Genomic DNA, 14,783 nt, shown 5'->3' with positions numbered 1-14,783 from the left:
TGCTTTGAGGCGCTATACAGGGTGTAAATAAGTTTAAAATCAACCTTATGTGTTTGCTATACTGCTACGATCAAATACCCCAAGTCTCCACAGCATTTTAAGCAAGCTTTAATTCTATTTCTAAGGCTTTAGAAGTAACTTTGCGATCTTGTAAAAAGCTATGGCATATTCTGACGAACTTATTGAAGTAAAGGGCGCTCGCGTTCATAATTTAAAGAACATTGATGTAAATATTCCGCGTGAGAAACTGGTTGTAATTACTGGTCTTTCAGGTTCTGGAAAATCTTCACTTGCTTTTGATACTATATATGCCGAGGGACAACGCCGCTATATAGAAACCTTCAGCGCTTATGCGAGACAGTTTCTAGGCGGTATGGAACGTCCTGATGTAGACAAAATAGACGGCCTTTCTCCTGTGATTGCCATAGAACAAAAAACTACCAGCAAGAGTCCGCGTAGTACAGTAGGAACCATCACCGAGATCTATGATTTCTTAAGGTTGCTTTATGCTCGTGCCAGCGATGCCTATTCCTACAACACGGGTAAGAAAATGGTAAGTTATAGCGATGAGCAAATACGTGATTTGATCATTGAAGAATACAAGGGTCAGCGCATCAACATTTTGGCACCAGTTATAAGAGGTAGAAAAGGGCATTACCGGGAGCTTTTTGAACAAATTGCCAAACAAGGTTTTGTCAAGGTACGTTGTGATAACGTGATTGTCGATATCATGAAAGGCATGAAACTGGATCGTTATAAAGTACATGATATTGAAATAGTAATCGATAGAATACAGGTAGGCGATACAGAAGAAGACGTCAAAAGACTGGATGAGTCTATAAAAACGGCGATGTACCACGGTAATGACATCACGATGATTGTGCCACAGGGTGAAAAAGAGGGTCGCTTTTTTTCCCGTACGTTGATGTGTCCAGAAACAGGAATCTCGTATCCAGAACCAGAACCTAACAACTTTTCCTTTAACAGCCCTAAAGGTGCCTGTCCTAAATGCAATGGATTAGGTGCTTTGTATCAGGTAAACGAGCACAAGATCATTCCAGATCGCAGTCTTTCTATTTCTAAAGGTGGACTGGCTCCTTATCCAGACAACAAGAAAAATTGGATTTATAAACAACTAGAGCTCATTGCTCAAAAGTTTGATTTTAAATTGACAGATCCATTAGAAAAGGTTCCCACTGCGGCCATCGAAATGATTCTTTACGGCGGTAAGGAAAGTCTGGAAGTAGACAGCAAGGACTTAGGGGTGAAACGCAGCTATAAAATCGATTTTGAAGGACTGGCTAACTTTATCGAACAAACCTACAAGAACAACGATAGCACTAGTTTGCAACGTTGGGCTAAAGAATTTATGGATAACGTCATCTGTCCAGATTGTGAAGGATCGAGATTGCGCAAAGAATCTATGTATTTCCGAGTGAATGAGAAGAATATTGCCGAATTAGCAAACATGGATATCGTGCAGCTGGTAGAATGGTTTGATCATTTAAATGTGACGCTTTCGCGAAAGCAACAACAAATAGCCACGGAGCTATTAAAAGAAATTAGAGAACGATTACAATTTTTACTGGACGTAGGATTGGACTATTTATCGATTAACAGAAGCGCCAAATCACTTTCTGGTGGGGAAGCACAACGCATACGACTCGCCACGCAAATAGGATCGCAGTTAGTTGGGGTATTGTACATCCTTGACGAACCCAGTATCGGATTACACCAACGAGACAACGAAAAATTGATCAACTCGCTTATTTCTTTGAGAGACACTGGTAATTCTGTCATTGTTGTGGAACATGATAAGGATATGATCGAGCGTGCAGATCACGTGATTGATATCGGGCCTAGAGCAGGAAAATTTGGTGGAGAAATCATCAGTGAAGGAACACCTCAAGAAATTTTAAAACACGACACCCTTACTGCTCAATATTTGAACGGTAAAAGAGAAATAGCGGTTCCTAAAAAACGTCGCAAAGGAAACGGAATGAAAATCTCCCTGAAGGGTTGTACGGGAAACAACCTAAAAGAGGTATCTATAGATCTTCCTTTAGGACAAATGATAGGCGTTACTGGAGTTTCTGGAAGTGGTAAGTCTACTTTGATCAACGAGACACTCTACCCTATTATGAACGCGCACTTCTTTAATGGTGTAAAAATACCCATGCCTTATAAAAGTATCAAAGGACTAGATAACTGTGATAAAGTAATAGATATCAATCAAAGTCCGATAGGTAGAACGCCGCGATCTAATCCTGCGACTTACACCAAGACCTTTGACGAAGTACGGGCCTTATTTGCCAAAACCCCAGAATCATTGATACGCGGCTATAAAGCAGGACGTTTTAGCTTTAATGTAACTGGTGGCCGTTGTGAAACCTGCAAGGGAGGCGGACTTAAAGTCATAGAAATGAGTTTCCTTCCTGATGTGTACGTGACTTGTGAGACTTGCCAAGGAAAACGATTCAATCGAGAAACACTAGAAATACGGTACAAAGGGAAATCTATTAGCGATGTACTCAATATGACCATCAATGAAGCTACCTCATTCTTTGAAGCTATACCTAAGATTTTCCGAAAAGTAGAAATGATCAAAGAAGTTGGTCTAGGTTATATTACTCTGGGGCAACAATCTACCACGCTTTCTGGTGGAGAAGCCCAACGCATCAAACTAGCTACGGAGCTTTCTAAAAAAGATACGGGTAACACCTTCTATATACTAGATGAGCCTACTACAGGACTTCATTTTGAAGACGTTAGAGTTCTTATGGATGTATTGAATAAACTCGTGGATAAAGGGAATACAGTTCTAGTTATAGAGCACAACATGGACGTTATAAAAATAGCTGACTACATCATAGACGTTGGTCCAGAGGGTGGACGTGGAGGCGGAACTATAGTTGCCAAAGGAACACCTGAACAGGTAGCTAGGCATAAGACCAGTCATACAGCGCGTTTTTTGAAAAAGGAATTGTCTTAGTTTTTAAAATAAAAATATTATGTGCTTCTCAGGTAAGTTTAAAACTGAGTAGGTTTTCATTTTACGACTCATTTTTTTTATGAACATAAGCAATAACTGAAGTTTCCAACCTTATAGAATGAGATCAACATGCCAAGTAGACCAAGCCACATTCTGGTCTCCTTACATCTTATCAAAGCTGCTGATTTTTGAGATTCCAATTATTTGTAATGGCATTATCCATATATGACAGAGAAGTTTATATTTAATTATGTAATCTATTCGTTCTAGTCTTTAATACCAGATTAATTTTTGAATATCGTACTAATAAATGAAATTGTCTTTTAGTGTATAGAGTAGAAAAGTCATCTCATAGCAAGTGCTAGAAGAGGTCTTTTTAGCGATTAAAAACGGAAAACAAAGGATTTATATGCGTCATTTGGAAGCTAAAATGGTATGCGATAGAACCTGCATTTTTCACCCTTTCCTGTCCCATAAATTTGCCTTTACAAGTTATCAGTTACACAGAAAAGAACCTTAAAAATTGGAAGCACAAAGACTCCTAACCTAAGGAATCTGCAGCTACCGATTTTTTTTGAGAAAGCAAGGCAAATGAATAAAGGCTCCTCTCCTAGGAATACATTAGGACAGATTTGCCTCGTCGCATTAACCATAAGGCAGTCAGGAGTAGTTGAAACAGTGTTGGAATAACATAAAAGAACCTGCTATATCCTAAGACTATTCCAAATAGAGAAAAATCCTCAAACGCCAGACGTTTGAGGATTTTGTAATTATAAATAATATTAATCTATTTGATTTTCTTTTTCTCTTCTTGCTGCACTTGTGCTTGCTCCATAATTTGAGACATTTTGCTTGCAAAACGACCTTTCTTCTTCTTAGGTTTTGCTTTTGCTTTCTCGATTTTTGCAAGAACTTTATCTTTATCAATAATCACATATTTAATGACCAACATAATACCTATTGTAATTAAGTTAGAGACAAAATAGTACAGTGATAATCCACTCGCATAATTATTAAAGAATACCAACATAAATACGGGAGACAAGTACATGATGAATTTCATATTAGGCATACCTGGCTGCTGCGCGGCCTGCATATTCTGACCCGTTGTCATTTTCATATAGAAGAATATGGAAATAGAGGCTAAAATAGGAAACAAACTAACGTGATCTCCATAGAAAGGAATTTTATATGGTAAACTGAAAACCTCATCGTAACTGGATAAATCATCTGCCCAAAGGAAACTTTTTTGCCGCAATTCAAATGCGGTTGGGAAAAATTTAAATAGGGCAAAGAACACCGGCATTTGTAACAATGCCGGCAAACAACCACTGAGTGGGCTAGCGCCTGCCTCATTTTGAATCTTCATGGTTTCCTGCTGCTTTTTCACCGCATTATCCTTATACTTTTCTGAAATTTTATTGATTTCTGGCTTCAATATTTTCATCTTTGCCTGAGTCAAATAACTCTTATACAATACAGGTGATAACACCAATCGCACACAAACAGTCAATAAAATAATCGCTATTCCATAAGGAATACCTAATCCTTTAATAGGATCGGTTAAAAAAGAAAACAAAGGACGTATCGCCCACTCATTAACAAATCCAAATATCCCCCATCCTAAATCTACCACCTCATCAAGATTTCGGTCATAACCTTCTAGAATATCATAATCTGTAGGACCAAAATACCAGTCCATATTATATGCCAACTCTCCACCGTTGTAGTCCAGCAGTACTTTAGAAGTAAACTTTTTAGTAAGTACATCCTGCTCACCATTTGCTGAAAAATTGTTGAATGACTCTATCAAACCACTTTTAAAAGGCGTATCTGTTAAAAGGATGGAAGAGAAAAAATGTTGCTTGTAGGCTATGTAGGTAATTTTCTCTGCTTCTTCTTCCGCGTTTTCTCCTTGACCGGTATAGTCGTCGCTACCACCATCATACTCAAACTTTACTTCTGTATAACGATTTTCATTATCCATGCCTTTGGAACGGCGGTATCCTTGAAGTTCCCAATTCAAGGCCACTTCTTCAGAAGTATTTGCCGCTTGAGCTAGACCCTGAGAACGAATATTGAAGTCCATCATGTAATCGTCTGGCTGCAGCTCGTAACGAAATTCAATAAAACCACCATTCCCTAAATCTGTCTTTAGACTTAACACTTGGTTGCCTGCATTTTGAGATGTTGTAGGGGTAAAAATCATGTCTTTAGTATGTACTTTACGCCCATCCTTAGTCATGAATTCTAGGTCAAATTGATGGTCACCGCCTTTTACCAAGTAAACTGGTAATGAATCATACGTTTTGAAACTTTTTAACAAGGCTTCATTTATCAATGCTCCTCTAGTATTAATTTTAAAAGCCACCAACTTATTGCTAAATAAAAGGACTTCACCTTGAGATGCAACAGGTGTGTTTGAGAGGGCCTCTTTCACAGATATTACAGGAGATAAAATTTCATCAGCAACTTCTGTGCCTTCTGTACTTTGCTCGACTACTCTATTTTCTTCTTGATTTCTTATAAGCATAAACCCGACAATCCCTAAAATTAGGGCAAATCCTAGCATACTTTTCCAATCCGTCTTTTTCTCTTCCATACTTCTGCCCACTGGGGCGATTAATTTACTTAGTACTAATTCTATATTGTTTTAAATCTGGTAGCGCAACAAGTGCTGTGTAATCTTCTTTTCTCCAAAAGATAGAAGAAATCACCTCTTATGTCGTATTCTTTTTCAATTTATAGGCAGCTGCTGCTTTTACAAAAGAGGTAAATAATGGATGTGGTGTGGCCACGGTACTTTTATATTCTGGATGGTATTGAACCCCTATAAACCAAGGATGATCTTCTACTTCAATAGTTTCTACCAAATTGGATTCCGGATTAATTCCAGTCGTTTTTAAACCAGATCCTTCTAATTGTTCCCTGTATTCATTGTTATATTCATAACGATGTCTGTGACGCTCGCTAATCTTATTACTACCGTAAATCTCTTTGATCTTTCCACCCACTAATTCACAATCCCAAGCACCGAGGCGCATAGTTCCTCCCATATTCATAAGGTTCTTTTGATCTTCCATTAAAGAAATCACGGGATTCAACGTCTTCTGATCCATTTCTATGGAGTTAGAGTCTGCAATACCTAAAACGTTACGAGAATATTCAATTACTGCCATTTGCATTCCTAAACAGATACCAAAAAACGGTAATTTATTCTCTCTAGCGTAGCGCACTGCCTCTATTTTCCCTTCTATCCCGCGTTCTCCAAAACCTGGTGCAACAAGAACCGCATCAAGATGAGATAATTTTTTCTTTACATTTTCAATCTCTAAATATTCACTGTGTATAGATTCAATCTTTACTTTAACTTCATTTGCAGCTCCTGAGTGAATAAAGGCTTCGAGTATGGATTTGTAAGAGTCCTGCAACTCGACATATTTCCCTATTAACCCAATGGTTACAGTACTTTTAGGATTTTTATGTCTTTGTACAAATTCATTCCAGGTCCTTAAATCTGGTTGATCTTTTGTATCAATTTTAAGGTTTTTAATAACCACACGATCTAATCCTTCTAACAGCATTTTGTTGGGAACATCGTAGATAGTTTCTACATCAATAGATTGAATAACTGCTTCTTGCTTAACATTGCAAAAACGCGCCAGCTTTGTGCGTATCTCATCAGAGAGTTCGTACTCTGTACGGCACACCAATATATCTGCCTGCACGCCACTTTCCATAAGCGTTTTTACGCTATGCTGTGTAGGCTTGGTCTTCAGCTCCCCCGCAGCTCTTAAATAAGGGATTAAAGTTAAATGAATCACCAGAGAATTGTATTCTCCTAATTCCCACTGAAGCTGTCTCACACTTTCTATATAAGGTAAGGATTCAATATCACCTACTGTTCCACCTATCTCTGTAATCACAACATCATAATCCCCAGATTTACCAAGGATCTGAATTCTTTCTTTGATCTCGTCGGTAATATGAGGTATTACTTGTACTGTTTTACCCAAAAACTCACCACGTCTTTCCTTCTGAATAACACTCTGATAGATTCTTCCTGTAGTCACATTATTAGCTTGAGAAGTATTTACGTTCAAAAAACGCTCGTAATGTCCTAAATCTAAATCGGTCTCTGCACCATCTTCTGTTACATAGCATTCTCCATGCTCGTAAGGATTGAGTGTCCCTGGATCAACATTTATGTAAGGATCTAGTTTTTGGATAGTTACTCTTAAGCCTCTGGCTTGAAGTAACTTTGCAAGGGAAGCTGCGATAATTCCTTTCCCTAAGGAAGAGGTAACTCCACCAGTTACAAATATGTACTTTGCATGTGCCATAGTTCTGTTTTAAGTGTTTTAAAAACAGATGCAAAAGTAGGTATTTTGCATAAGAGAAACGATAGTTTTCTAATCGAAAAAAGAAATGAACGTTTGTGAACCCAATCAATGTTCGTTTTCTAGGACTTTAGAAATATATTTTTTCTTAATAATGGCGAAAATTTAATCCCAATCACGTCTTGATGGGCAAAATTTAATTGAAAGAAAAGGAAAAAGAAAGATTAAAAATTCCAAAAGTTATATGTTTTGGATATAAAAAAGCCAGTAACGAACTACTGGCTTTTAAAACTTTATAAATCGCTACTTTAACTACCCATCAATATTCCAATTTAATAGCATTATTTAACAATTATCTTTTGAGTAATCATTCGATTTCCGTCAACTATGCGAACTAAGTATACCCCTTGAGAGACAGCGTTTAAATTAATATTTTGATTGAACACTGAAGAGACTTCAAAAGAATTTGTATAAACAGATCTACCACCGAGATCAAAAACGCTTATGGCTACTTTATCACTAACGGCATTGTCAAACACGATGTTAAAATTACCGTTATTAGGATTTGGATAAATAGAAAGGTTATCTATTTCAAATGAATCATTACTTAAAGGAGTTATTACATTTACACAAACTTCCATATACCAACTATTTATCACTCCTGAATCTAGAGCTGCGTTATCTGAAACACTTAAAGTCCAATTGCCATTTGCTGGCAAATTTTCAAAAACTGAAAAAGTAGATGAAGGATTAAAATTACCAACTGTAGGCTGCCTACACAATACGGTCCCAGCTCCATCCTCAAAGCTTGCATCTAGATCATTCTGATTGGCACATAACCTATTCCAAGCTAGTGCAAAGTTATTAGATGATGGATCTGAAATACCTATAATCATATCCTGGATATAATTATGTGATATATCTACGCCTAGTTTAATACTTGCGATATTTTCAGTTAATGGCACATTAATAGAAGAGGTTATACCAGCGCTATTGTTATCTGGAATATTAAGTGCCAATACCCCGGACTGGTAGGTGTTACATACTGTTTGGATATTTGCGTTTATATTAAAAACCATACTGTTGACCGCATAAAATATATTTCCAGACCCTTCTACCATTAATCTACAGTTAGGAGATACTATCCCAGCCGGAACAGTTAAAGCATAATTACCAGTATTGGGTACATTTGAAGCTAATATCGCGTCAAAGTTAAGCCCACCATCTGTGGATAATAAAATATTCACATTACTGGAGTTGACAGAATTACCATCTGTTCCTGCAACATCCCAGATGATATTTTCTATCGTATTAGGTAACCATACCGTTCCAGTATTGCTTTGAGATGTAACTCGAAATGGACCCGCATTTTCATTTACTTGAACGATCATCTGGTCAAAATTGGTTTGTCCGCCTCTAGGGTCATTATCTCGCACGGTTAGCCTGAAACTTTGAGAACGACTTACAGAAGAAAGTTTTTCCCAAGGTGTAGAGTTCCCACCACTGTTAAGAACGTCCTCTAATCTAGGAATGTATCTGACCTTACTTGAAGTTCCTTCAAAAGACCTTACCATCGGTCCAGAAGCATTATTTTCTTGTGGAAACCCAGTTATAGTACTCAGATCGTATTGCTCCCAAGTATAGGTATGAGTTGATGTCCCATCTGGATCTGTTGAATTACCTCTTAATCGATAAGGGGTATTTCTAGGTATGGTATAATTTGAATCTGCTATTGCTACTGGTGCAGTATTACCAGTGGTGACTTGCTGTGCACATGTGCTCACTCCTGCCGAAATATTATTGAATATATCAACAAGACTTCCTACATGAAAATAGGAATCACTATTATTCTGTATGTTTTGCGGTGGACAAATCCCTGCATAAGCCATAATAGTTGAGCCGCTACCGGGTTCAAAGGCATTGTTTGCAGATCTATTACCACCAGCACAGTTTGAGGCATCTCCATTGAAAGTGTGTGGTGCACCAAATTGGTGACCTAGTTCATGTGCCACAAAGTCAATATCAAAAGGATCCCCTACGGGTGCCGCTCTTCCCGTTACTCCTTGCGCTTTTCTACTAGAACAGGGTGAAGATAAAGATGCTAAACCACCACCTCCTGTAGAAAAAATATGCCCTATATCATAACTACCAAAACCTATTGTCCCATCTATAAAAGATTGATTCTCTCCTAAAATTAATCCAGGATTAGTATTTGAAAAATTGTCAGTACCTATAGAAATGAGCAAATCGCTATTTGCTACAAAGATCATGGTAATACCTAAATCACGTTCATAGATAAAATTATTTCTAGTTATGGTAATGATCATAGCAGCCATGACAGCCATTTTCTTATCGGCATCTGAAGCAGTTGCCGCAACGCCAGCTCTATTCCAATGAAAGTCTGAATATTCTACCGTAGTAGAAACAGCCAGTCTAAAATTTCTTAAAACACCATCATTGGCATTTTTCAATTCCGTAAATGATACGGGACCTATAAATCGTTGATCTAACTCCAGAACGTCTTCTAAATGACACTCCCATCGTTCACCATAATCTATAAGATCATCTTTCTTATACACGATCACTGATGAGTTATCCAGTGTATAAGAATCAACAAACTGCATTCCTAATTTTGAGGAAAACATCATTCCGTGAAATCCTTGAGACGTGAGAGAAAACCTAATTTGATTTGTAGGATCGCTGACGCTCTGACCTACATAGGATCTAAAATCAGAATATGTAGCTTGTAATTCAGTAGCCATTACACTAGCTTCTTTTACTCTAAAAAACTCGATACCATTAGAAGTTGGGTATTCTATAATTGTGGTAGATAATCCAGAAATTAAGCCTCTTTGAGGTGCATTTGTCAATTGACTTTTCAATAAATTGAGATCAACTCTGTAAAACGAAGCTATGGATGCTTCCGTTTTTCTAGACCATAATGGATCACTTTGTAACTGGGATGCAGCTATCGATGTCCATGAAGATTTGTTTTTCTGTGCTATTAATGGTGTTACTGTACTTAAACTAAATAGAAGCACAGCGATCCATAACCGATAATTATGATACATGTTTTAAAATTTTCTGACGTAATGATAAGATAAAAAGGTGATAACTCTATGTTATTCTTTAAAGAACCTATTTGACCTTAAAATTTTTATATACGTTAAAATTATGCGTCAATAATTTACATATTACGCTTTCGCGAAAGCGTGTTGCGTAAAACGCCTCAACATAATTGCTATAAATGTAATAAATTTTACAACGCCTTTTTGTAGATATGTATATAACCACACGAGGAAAGTAACATACTAATGTTTGGGCATTTATGAAATTAAAGCTGTGCCGTTTATACCAACTTGATTTTAAGGCATTTTTTTAAGCAATTGCTTTTGTTTATATACTAGAATTTATTGAAAAACCAAAATTGGGTAAAACGAGAAAACTTTTAAAGTGATCTCGCTTTTAAAATATTTAATCAGACAGTGACGTGCTCTTCGTTCATTTTTTTGCTTACCTGAAACAACGGATAACCTTTTGTTAGTTGAACAACTTCTTTAGTCAATACTTCTAGATTTGATTGATCCCTGTTATTAATGCATCTATCGATGATATCTACTATCTTGATCATGTGATGCTCTTTAAACCCTCTTGTCGTAATAGCTGCCGTGCCTATTCTAATACCACTAGTAACAAAAGGAGATTCTGTATCAAAAGGGACCATGTTTTTGTTTACGGTAACTTGTATTTCACCCAACAGCTCTTCAGCTTCTTTTCCCGTAATATTTTTATTCCTAAGGTCTATGAGCATCATGTGATTATCAGTTCCACCTGAAATAATATGATAATCTCTCTTTACCAGTTCCTCTGCCATTACTTGTGCGTTCTTTTTAACTTGCACTATATAATGTAAAAAATCGTCAGATAGAGCTTCCTTAAATGCAATCGCCTTAGCGGCAATTATGTGTTCTAGTGGTCCTCCTTGATTACCAGGAAACACCCCACTGTTTAACAAGCTTGACATCTTTTTTAGCTTGCCATTTTTTAATTTTTGTCCAAAAGGGTTATCAAAATCCTTGCCCATGATAATTAATCCTCCTCTAGGTCCTCTAAGTGTTTTGTGAGTAGTGGTGGTACAGACATGTGCATGAGGTATCGCGTCCATCAATATACCTTTAGATATGAGACCTGATGGATGTGCAATGTCTGCCAATAAGATAGCATTCACCTTATCTGCAATTTCTCGAAATCTTTTGTAGTCTATTTCACGGCTGTAAGCCGATGCTCCTGCGATAATTAATTTAGGTTGCTCTCTTAAAGCAATTTCTTCAATATTATCATAATTCAAACGACCCGTTTCTTTTTCAACACCGTAAAACGAATTTTTATAAATTTTTCCAGAAAAATTGACTGGTGACCCATGAGTTAAATGACCTCCATGGGATAAATCAAATCCCAATATTTTATCTCCAGGATTTAAACAGGCATGATATACAGCTGTATTGGCTTGACTTCCGGAGTGAGGTTGCACATTTACATACTCGGCATTAAATAGCTCTTTACCTCTTTCAATAGCTATGTTCTCAATTTGATCAACAATTTCACAGCCTCCATAGTATCTTTTTCCTGGATAACCTTCTGCATATTTGTTAGTAAGGATAGAGCCAGCAGCTGCCAAAACATCATCACTTACATAATTTTCACTAGCAATTAATTCTATGCCTTGTGTTTGACGAATCCTCTCTTTTTCAATTAGATCGAATATTTCTTGGTCTGTGTGAGTCATGGATTAGAGTTTAGATCACAAAAGTAAGCTACACATGCCAGCATCCAATTCTTATATGATATATTTGGCTATATTTTTTAACAAGAAATCAATTAGAGATGCCCAATAAAACAAATGACCCCAAAAGAAGCTCATGGATAGGATACAATAATGATACTCATTTCCCTATTCAAAACATACCCTTCGGTGTTTTCTTAACCAGAGATAATGTGATTACGATCGGTACAAGGATAGGTGATTACGCCATTGATTTAGGGGCACTTCAAGAAATGGGTTACTTCAGCATGGTGCCATTAACCGATGATATGTTCATGCAAAATACCTTAAATGATTTTATCTCTGATGGCAACAAAACCTGGCGACTGGTTAGAAACAGAATAGGAGACATTTTCAATAAAAGTAATCCAGAATTAAGAGATCATAAAGAACATAGAGACAGAATTATTTTTGCAATGGACGAGGTAGAAATGCAATTACCTGTTTTAATAGGTGACTATACTGACTTTTATAGCAGTAAGGAACATGCTACAAACGTGGGAACCATGTTCAGAGATCCAGATAATGCACTTCTCCCAAACTGGTTGCATATGCCCGTAGCGTATCACGGTAGGTCCAGTTCTATTATACCATCTCATATACCTATTCATAGGCCACAAGGACAAACCTTACCAGCAGGTGCAGATCAGCCTGTTTTTGGACCGTCCAAACTTGTCGATTTTGAGTTAGAAATGGCCTTTATAACAACGGATGCCAATAATTTAGGCCATCCTATCCCCGTAGATGAAGCAGAAAAATACATTTTTGGTATGGTCATGCTGAATGACTGGAGTGCAAGAGATATACAGAAATGGGAATATGTACCACTAGGTCCTTTTTTAGCCAAGAGTTTTGCAAGCTCAATATCACCTTGGATAGTAACCTTAGAAGCCTTAGAGCCGTTTAGAACAGAAAGTCCAAAAAGAGAAAAGCCAGTACTCGATTATCTAGACTCAAAAAAGAATAGCAGTTTTGACATCCATCTAGAGGTGGATATTACACCACAACAAGGGAGGCCTACTACCGTGTGTAAATCAAATTTTAAACATCTTTACTGGAATATCTCTCAGCAGCTGGCACACCACACAGTTAACGGTTGCCCAGTTAATAGCGGAGATTTAATGGGCAGTGGCACAATTTCTGGTCCTACGCCAGATTCTTATGGTTCTATGTTAGAATTAAGTTGGAGAGGTGAAAAGCCCGTAAAGCTTAATGATGGTTCAGAGCGTAAGTTTATTGAAGATTATGATACCGTAACAATGAGAGGATATTGTCATAAAGGAGAGATAAGAATAGGCTTTGGTGAGGTTTCTAATAAAATTTTACCGTATTATAAACCTAAGACCAAATAAATGAAACAGTTATCAATTGCTCTGTTCGCTTTTATTTTATTTACCTCTTGTGGAAGTATTAAAAAAACAGAAACTGCAATCAATCAAGGTTCATATGATCAAGCCATTAATATTTCAGTAGAGGAGTTAGTAGACGGCAAGAACTCTAAACGAAACCAAGAGTATATTCCTCTTTTGGAACAGGCTTATAAAAAAGCAGTAGCACAAGATCAAGTAGCATTGAAAAGATGGCAATTAGATCCCAACCCTTCCGTCTTAGAATCTATTTATGAGTGTTATTTAAGGATGGATAGACGTCAAAATAAAATACGTCCATTGTTGCCGCTTAAATTGCAAAAAGAAAATCGAGAAGCAAGTTTTACGTTCCAAGATTATAATGCGAAAATCATAGATTCAAGAACTACTCTGAGTGATTACTTGCTCAGTACTTCAACGGCAATGCTGGCAACAGCCAACACTTTGGAGTCTAGAAATGTGTATGACGATTTAAAATACTTAGATAAAATAAACCCTAATTTTAAGGATACTCGTGTTTTACTGCAAAAAGCCTTAGAAAAAGGTACCCATTATATTCTTGTTGACCTAGATAATCAATCGGAAAAGGTTTTACCTAAAAGACTCGAAGAAGAATTACTTAAATTTTCTACCTATGGAATCAACGTTCCATGGACACAGTTTCATAATAAAAAAATCTACAGCCTGGTTTACGACTATGATCTAAATATAATAATCGATGGAATATTTATTTCTCCAGAACAAGTTGCTCAAAAAGAATTAATCAAAGAAAAACAAATCAAGGACGGTTTTATCTATGAATACGATTCAAATAACAACGTAAAAAAAGATAGCTTAGGAAATGATATTAAGACAGATAAATTAGTAACTATAAAAGCAAATGTAATTCAAAACACACAATTAAAAGAAGCTAATATTAGTGCAGTAGTACAATTAACCGATAACAGAACACTTCAAATAGGAGATCGCTTTCCTGTGAGTAGTAATTATGTATTTTCCTATATTTACGGTGCAGTTTATGGAGATAAAAGGGCTCTTGATGATTCCTATTTAGAGACAATAAATCCCCAAGCGGTTATTTTCCCATCTAATGAGCAAATGATTTATGATACAGGAGAAGACCTTAAAACCAAGATAAAACAGATTTTAAATAATTTGAACTACCAATAGACGAAGCGTCTTGCTTTCCACGTTATCATAAATGGAAGCTTTTCTGGAATAGCTCTGGGCCAAAGCGGAACCCATACCACCATATACCTTAC

The 14,783-nt window shown here is 36.8% G+C and carries 7 protein-coding genes; 3 read left to right on the top strand and 4 right to left on the bottom strand.

Features of this window, described 5'->3' with window-relative positions; translation table 11 throughout:
* The first annotated feature begins 160 nt into the window (after positions 1-160).
* Positions 161-2,992 carry an excinuclease ABC subunit UvrA gene (gene uvrA / locus ACJAT0_RS04050; RefSeq protein WP_415180632.1) on the top strand — a complete coding sequence of 944 codons (2,832 nt, stop codon included), beginning with the start codon at positions 161-163 and terminating at the stop codon, positions 2,990-2,992.
* 787 nt (positions 2,993-3,779) lie between these two features.
* On the opposite strand, the gene yidC is transcribed toward uvrA, so the two are convergent.
* The 4 genes from yidC to glyA all read right to left on the bottom strand — a co-directional run bounded on the left by yidC (position 3,780) and on the right by glyA (position 12,118).
* Positions 3,780-5,594: a membrane protein insertase YidC gene (gene yidC, locus ACJAT0_RS04045; protein ID WP_415180648.1), complete on the bottom strand. Its 1,815-nt coding sequence runs from the start codon at positions 5,592-5,594 to the stop codon at positions 3,780-3,782.
* 118 nt (positions 5,595-5,712) lie between these two features.
* A complete protein-coding gene (locus tag ACJAT0_RS04040; protein WP_374003468.1) occupies positions 5,713-7,335 on the bottom strand; it encodes a CTP synthase in 1,623 nt (540 codons plus the stop codon).
* A 338-nt stretch (positions 7,336-7,673) separates the two neighbouring features.
* Entirely contained in the window at positions 7,674-10,403 is a 2,730-nt protein-coding gene (locus tag ACJAT0_RS04035; protein WP_415180631.1) for a reprolysin-like metallopeptidase, read from the bottom strand.
* A 407-nt stretch (positions 10,404-10,810) separates the two neighbouring features.
* Positions 10,811-12,118 (bottom strand): serine hydroxymethyltransferase, encoded by a 1,308-nt coding sequence (gene glyA / locus ACJAT0_RS04030; RefSeq protein WP_415180630.1) that lies wholly within the window; start codon positions 12,116-12,118, stop codon positions 10,811-10,813.
* A 98-nt stretch (positions 12,119-12,216) separates the two neighbouring features.
* On the opposite strand from glyA, the gene fahA reads away from it, so the two are divergent.
* Together fahA and ACJAT0_RS04020 are read left to right on the top strand one after the other, a co-directional pair.
* The gene (fahA, locus tag ACJAT0_RS04025; RefSeq protein WP_415180629.1) at positions 12,217-13,506 is read left to right on the top strand and encodes a fumarylacetoacetase; all 1,290 of its coding nucleotides are present in this window, start codon (positions 12,217-12,219) and stop codon (positions 13,504-13,506) included.
* Entirely contained in the window at positions 13,507-14,691 is a 1,185-nt protein-coding gene (locus ACJAT0_RS04020) for a hypothetical protein (RefSeq protein WP_415180628.1), read from the top strand.
* Positions 14,692-14,783: the final 92 nt, after the last annotated feature.

The organism is Nonlabens sp. (genome assembly GCF_047636915.1).
Taxonomy (GTDB): domain Bacteria; phylum Bacteroidota; class Bacteroidia; order Flavobacteriales; family Flavobacteriaceae; genus Nonlabens.
Note: the sequence above shows the minus strand (reverse complement) of the source record. Positions and strands in the feature narration are given on the sequence as shown.

Bases quoted from the DNA above. Each gene is read 5' to 3' on its own strand.
- yidC (WP_415180648.1), bottom strand. From the start codon at position 5,594: ATGGAAGAGAAAAAGACGGATTGGAAAAGTATGCTAGGATTTGCCCTA.
- glyA (WP_415180630.1), bottom strand. From the start codon at position 12,118: ATGACTCACACAGACCAAGAAATATTCGATCTAATTGAAAAAGAGAGG.
- fahA (WP_415180629.1), top strand. From the start codon at position 12,217: ATGCCCAATAAAACAAATGACCCCAAAAGAAGCTCATGGATAGGATAC.
- ACJAT0_RS04040 (WP_374003468.1), bottom strand. From the start codon at position 7,335: ATGGCACATGCAAAGTACATATTTGTAACTGGTGGAGTTACCTCTTCC.
- ACJAT0_RS04035 (WP_415180631.1), bottom strand. From the start codon at position 10,403: ATGTATCATAATTATCGGTTATGGATCGCTGTGCTTCTATTTAGTTTA.
- uvrA (WP_415180632.1), top strand. From the start codon at position 161: ATGGCATATTCTGACGAACTTATTGAAGTAAAGGGCGCTCGCGTTCAT.
- ACJAT0_RS04020 (WP_415180628.1), top strand. From the start codon at position 13,507: ATGAAACAGTTATCAATTGCTCTGTTCGCTTTTATTTTATTTACCTCT.